This window comes from bacterium (assembly GCA_035527515.1).
Classification (GTDB): Bacteria; B130-G9; B130-G9; order B130-G9; family B130-G9; genus B130-G9.
This window is the reverse complement of the sequence record DATLAJ010000183.1, coordinates 1-5,818: the sequence shown is the minus strand read 5'-3', so window position 1 is coordinate 5,818 and position 5,818 is coordinate 1. Positions and strand designations below refer to the sequence as shown.

Below are 5,818 nucleotides of genomic sequence, written 5' to 3'. Positions count from 1 at the left end.
GCCTCCCAGTGACCCAGGACGATCTGCATAAGAGCCGTCAGCTTGCCTCTGCCGTCATACGCGCGCATGGCGTGAAAGAGCGCGTCACGGGCGATTGACCCTCCGCCCCCGATGTCTCCGAAGATATAGCCCTCGCCGAAGAACCGGACCTCCCGGCCATCCTTGCCGATCCCCACGCCGTTGAAACCGCTGCCCATCGCAATGCAGACTCCATACGGCTTCGTAATCCCGCCTCTCAACCCGGCAACCGAGTCATTCCGAATGCTTATCCTCTTCGCGACCCCAAGCTCTCCCATCGCCTTGGAGAGCATATCGAAATCCTCCGGATCGAAATCCGCTCCCGCAAGCGCAAAGCAGCCGAACTCGACCCGGTCCTTGGAGATTCCGTTCAGGGATTCCTCGACCGCCGAGAGGATGCTCTCCTTCGCGCGGTCAATGCCCGCCATCTCGAAGCTGCCGACTCCCGCTTTCCCGAAGCCGGTGATCGTCCCGTCTATGGACGCCGCCAGGCAAAAGGTCTTGCTCGCCCCGCCGTCTACACCGATTACATATCTCATCTGTGCCATCTGCGGCTTTTCTCTATCATCTATCTTCTAGCGTCTTAATCTCTTGAATTGCGGCAGATAATCCGCGTTGGCTTCGAGTATCCTGTCGAGTAATCCCTTTGCCACCGTAAACGACGGAACAAGCGGATGTGCAACCAGCGCCTGGAGTGCGAGCTTCCTCGAGCCCTCGACTCCCGCCCTGACCGCCAGCTCCTCATAGGACTTCACAGCCTGCAGGAGTCCGCGGATTTCCAGCGGCACATCCCCAATTGTCATCGGATGCGCGCCGGTCCCATCAATCACGCAGTTAGTCTCGATTGCGCAGTCTGAGGGCAGGCAGGAGATGGTGCCGTTGTTGCGGGTGTTGACTATATGCAGCTCGCGCGCATTGCCGTAGATTGCGCTGGCGAGCGAGACCGCCGCCGTCGAATAATGCGCGCCGCCCCGCTTCTCGAGCTCCTTCGGCTTCCTCTTCAGGTTCGGGTTCTGGTACTTCTTCAGAAGCCGAGCCTCGACCTCCGATACGATCTCGCCTCGACTCTTCTCGGCCTTCTTCTGCGCTTCCAGGACGGCATCCCGGGCGTAATAGTAGTGCAGATAGCCGTTCGGGATCATGCCGTTGACCTTCATCCACTCGGCGTCTTCCTTTGCCCGGCCCTTCAGCGAAAGCCTCACCGCCTGCTTCGTCACGTCCTCGCCCTTCCGGCAGACCTTCGTTATCCAGCTAAGGTGATTGAGGCCGACGTAGGTGAGGAGGAGATCCTGGGGCCGGCACTCCAACTTGGTCGCCAGGCTTTTCGTCATGCCGATGGGGACGTTGCAAAGGCCGATGATGTTCGTGCGCGAGTGCTTCAGCAGTGTTTCGGAGATAATGCCGCTCGGGTTCGTAAAGTTGATCCACCAGGCATTCGGCGCATATTTCTCCACGTCTCGGGCGATATCGAGCATCACCGGAATGGTCCTCAGAGCCTTCGCGAAGCCGCCCGGGCCGGTGGTCTCCTGGCCGAGGACCCCGAATTCCAGCGGAATATGTTCGTCTCGAATCCTCGCCTGCAAGCCGCCGACCCTGATCTGGCTAAGAACGAAATCCGCCCCCTCGACTGCCTTCCTGCGGTCGGTAGTAAGCTCGACCGTCGCGTTGATACCTGCCTTCTCGATCATCCGTTTCGCCAGGCTGCCGACGATGTCCAGTTTCGCGCCGTCAATATCCATCAGCGCGAAATGGCTGACGGGCAGCTCTTTCTTGCGAACGATAAACCCCTCGATAAGCTCCGGTGTATACGTGCTCCCTGCCCCAATAACACAGATTTTCATAGAATCACCCGTAGGAAATCTTGTCTCAGCTCAGTCTTCGTTATCTCCACCTTCGCCATCAGCCGTTATCCTCCGATTGTTCAGTATCATCAGCGAGATTGATCTCCGCGATATTCAGCCACCCGTGATCAAATGTATACGAGCTGGCCCTGCCTGCGGGGTCTTGAATGCGCACTATTCTGGCGCTGTCCTCATCACCGGCATGTTCGACAACATAGAGCCAGTATGCCTTCCCACATACGCGAGCCCAATCGTATTGGGTATGCGACAGACCCACAGGCCGGTTGTCCAGGCCGACGGTCATCGCCTTCACTTCAATCCAGCGAATGGGTTGCCCATCGGAACCTGGCTCGATGAGATCATAGCCTTCAGTGTTGGCTGGCGTGCGCCGTAATGCCGACTCATGCTTAAGGATCAAACCAATCGCCTTCTCCTCCAATTCCATTCGCGCCTGGTGGTCAAGCCCGTCAGGATCCTTTTCATCTTCCTCAGAATGAACTGCTATATATGAGATGAATGGTCGGGAACCACCGCCTGCTTTCTTACCGCCACCTTCTGTTCGGCCATGACCATGTCCTTCATGATGCTCTCCCGAACCAGAATGGCCACCACTGCCACCCGATCCGCCCGACCCTGCGCCGGCATGCTGACCCCTTGAGTGTCCCCCGCTTCCAGTGCCACCGCCAACGAATTCATTCTCAGGTTTGTTCTCTTCCTCAGGGGGATTGGCCGGGGGCACGCCAAGCTTACCGAGAGCATCCTCAACGGTGCCGCCGTCCTCAGACTCCTGTTCTTCCTCAGATTCCTCTTCAGGTTCTTCTTCGGTGACCCCCAGTCTTTCGGCGAGTTCAGCAACACTTGTTAGCCCATGCCTCTTGAGCAGATCCAAGACCCCCGGCTCAATGCCAGCTTCCTTGGCAAGGGTGTCAATGGCCGCAGGTCTAAAGAGTATCTTGCTAAGCAGGAAAGGATTTTCAGTCCACCCCGTATCTGCGAAGAGAACTTGGGATGGCGGCTGGAGCGTTCCGCTTTGGTCCGGAACCCATTTTGCTGTATTGAGTTGTCGAACGAAAGCGGCATCGAAGTGATAGGTTCGTTGATAATGGTAGGTCCAACGGTAAGCTCCGGAGAATGCGCGTGCTCCCCGCCGATCTTCCATATCGCATAGGGCCTCCCAAAGCAGATTTGATCGTTCAGGTGCATCCACGGCCGGCAACGAGTCAAGCAATGGATCAAGACCGCGTAGGGTGAAATCCTCGATTGGAAACTCATTGGAGCAGTCTTCGCACCCTCCCTCTTGCCGCATCTCCCTGCGCTCTTCCCGTGTGAACGCCGACTCAACCTCAATGGGCTGTAGATAGCGAGTCGCGCCACATGCTTCCAAAAGCTCGCGGACATCCTCGCCCCGGAGAGAGGGATATGAGTCATCCACAAGCAACACTCCTTCAATGCCCTCGAATAGCTTTCTTAGACGTTCCGTTGCCAAATAAACATCGCCCGGTTTGGCCATCAATCGAGAACCATCTCCTGCTTCCACGGCCATTATGAAGCTGCATTCTCCTAGTGCCGTGACCAGCTTTTCACGCTGCTCCCAAGAGTCAGTGGCAAATGCCTTAAGGATGCGGCCTATGTCTGTTTCATAGTCATCCTTTGAGACGAGCTGCCGGTTGGCATATTTCGGCAAAAGATTTCGTATGATGTCATCAACTGTATCGGCTTCATGCAGACCAAGCGCCTTCAGGAAGCTCAATGCATCCTCGGATCCACACACGGTTCGCCGAATAGTGGGAAAGTCGGTGGCAGTTGGGCCCGGGAGGAAGGCTTGCATCTCGCCGTCAATCTCGGCGACAATATGAGTGCTATCTTGAAGCCGAACTAGCGGCAAGTTGTCCAGTGTTCCATAGCGTCGGAGACTGCGCTGGTCGGCAAGAAACTCATATAGGGCGGCGATCCATTTATCGTCTTGTGCTTCCAGAAACTCCTTGGTAAGCCGAGGCACAACGTTTTCTGGCGTGAGTTCAGCTACGCCAAGCTCCTGCATCAGGTAACTACGTAATTCCGGGGTCTTGTCCTGGGTGATATCTTCGGATAACCAGGCGAGCTTATGTTCCGAATCGAGAAGCTTTGTGAGTTGTTGCCGGGTGAATAGGGAGCGTAATTCCTGCCCCCTGGCCAACTTCGAACAGCAGCCGGCGACATAGCCGCTGTCATATTTCGGCAGCAAAGGCTTTTTTGACAAAGCCGAACGTACTTTGCCGAACAGTGGAGCGAACATACTGTCTTCAGAGAACTTGGTATCTTCCAATGGAAGGCAGCGCAATGCTTCAACACTCAGAAGCTCCTTGTCTCGCAAGATCTCCAGCGAATCCACCAAGAGTAATGCCGTCTGCTTGACCAGGGATCTGTTCCAGCGGTCGTCACGGGGAATGTTGTCGCGGCTAGGTGTAGTACGATACGGTCCCTGAACGAGGAAGCCCAGGTTCGTGGGAACGATGGTTGGGAAGAACACGACGAGGGCAGAATCATCAATTCGACGAATTGATTGTTTTCTACTATCCTGATCGAGAGCGAAGGCAATCTCCGTATAGCCAACCTTATTACCGTTAGAAAGAACTCCACGGGAGAACACCAGCCAGCTTTCCTCGATTACTTCCTTACCCTTCATTTGTCCTCGAAGGACGACCTTTCGAACCCCTTCGCCAAGATGTCTGGGCTTGCTGCGAGAATAAACGCCGGATGGCCCTCCTTCGACCGACCATGAGATCTCTTCGATCTGTCGCAAGAAGAGCAGGACCCTGGGCCCCAGTTTTTGCAGACCATTGCTTATCTCTGCTGCTGCTGACCGATCATTAATCCGCAGCGGAAGCACAAAGACCGTCTCATCAGGTTCCCCGCCGGCTACTGGTATTCCAACCGGGCAGACGAAGCTCTCTACGGCAAAACGCTCGTCGCGTGAATAGACTTCAGGCCTGTCGGTATAGGCATAGACTGACTTGAATCCAATCCCGAAACGACCGATATCTGTCAGAGCCTTTGTACTCTGGCCGATTCCACAGATACCGCGTACATCCTCGGTATCAAACCGCTCTCCAAAGTGGGATACGCGAAGTGATGTCTTCGATAGCTCAAACCTGATTCCACGTTGCCCTTTCCACCCACGGCGACGTGCAAGGGCATCTTCCGCATTCTGAAGGAGCTCGAATATGAAGTGAGTCCTGTCGCTATACTGGTGTGCTAGGTACGTCTTGCCTACTCGGTCAATGTCCCAACCATATCGAGCGAAATTCTCTTCTTTGATCGCGGCATAGTCGGATGCCATCTCAAGCCTCCTTCTCAGCCTTGATGATCAGTCCCTCATGCGAGCAGTATACTCTGAAATCGCACTCTTTGAAATCTTACCGGGCTGGCACTGGTTTGTCAAACTGGAGTAGAATGTAGACCGCATGGCTACCGTAGCAATAGTCAAATGCGAAGACTACACTCCCTCCAAGGTCTTCAAGGCCGTGAAGGAGGCGGTGGACCTCCTTGGCGGCATGGGGCAGTTCGTCTCTCCGGGGCAGAAGGTCCTTCTGAAGCCCAATCTGCTCTCATCCAGGCCGCCCGATTCGGCGGTATGCACTCATCCCGCCGTCATGGAGGCGGTCGCGGGATTGGCCGCCGCTACTTCGGGGATCGTATGCTCGGTCGGCGACAGCCCGAGCATCGGCGCGGAGAACTGGGATAAGTATAAGCGCCTGCTTTCGGTAACCGGCATGATGGAATCAATCGAGCGCGCAGGCATCGAGCCCGTCCGATTCGACGGCTCCTCCATCGAGCGCGAGATCCCCGAAGCTAAGGTCTTCCACCGCCTGCTCCTCACAAAAGCGCTCGACGAATGTGATGTCCTGATCAACATTCCGAAGTTCAAGACGCATGGTCTGGTGCGCATCTCCGGAGCTATCAAGAACCTTTTCGGCTGC

General features: G+C 55.7%; 4 protein-coding genes. 1 reads left to right on the top strand and 3 read right to left on the bottom strand.

The window, feature by feature from the left end; translation table 11 throughout:
• From VM163_14380 to VM163_14370, 3 genes are all read right to left on the bottom strand, one after another.
• The coding region (locus VM163_14380) for a BadF/BadG/BcrA/BcrD ATPase family protein (protein HUT05063.1) at nucleotides 1–566 on the bottom strand (566 nt) is incomplete at its 3' end.
• Between the two features lie 27 nt (nucleotides 567–593).
• Nucleotides 594–1,859 carry a 6-phospho-beta-glucosidase gene (locus tag VM163_14375; protein ID HUT05062.1) on the bottom strand — a complete coding sequence of 422 codons (1,266 nt, stop codon included), beginning with the start codon at nucleotides 1,857–1,859 and terminating at the stop codon, nucleotides 594–596.
• Between the two features lie 58 nt (nucleotides 1,860–1,917).
• Nucleotides 1,918–5,178 carry a DUF3883 domain-containing protein gene (locus VM163_14370; protein ID HUT05061.1) on the bottom strand — a complete coding sequence of 1,087 codons (3,261 nt, stop codon included), beginning with the start codon at nucleotides 5,176–5,178 and terminating at the stop codon, nucleotides 1,918–1,920.
• A 124-nt stretch (nucleotides 5,179–5,302) separates the two neighbouring features.
• On the opposite strand from VM163_14370, the gene VM163_14365 reads away from it, so the two are divergent.
• Nucleotides 5,303–5,818: DUF362 domain-containing protein (locus VM163_14365; GenBank protein ID HUT05060.1), on the top strand; the 516-nt coding region annotated here is incomplete at its 3' end.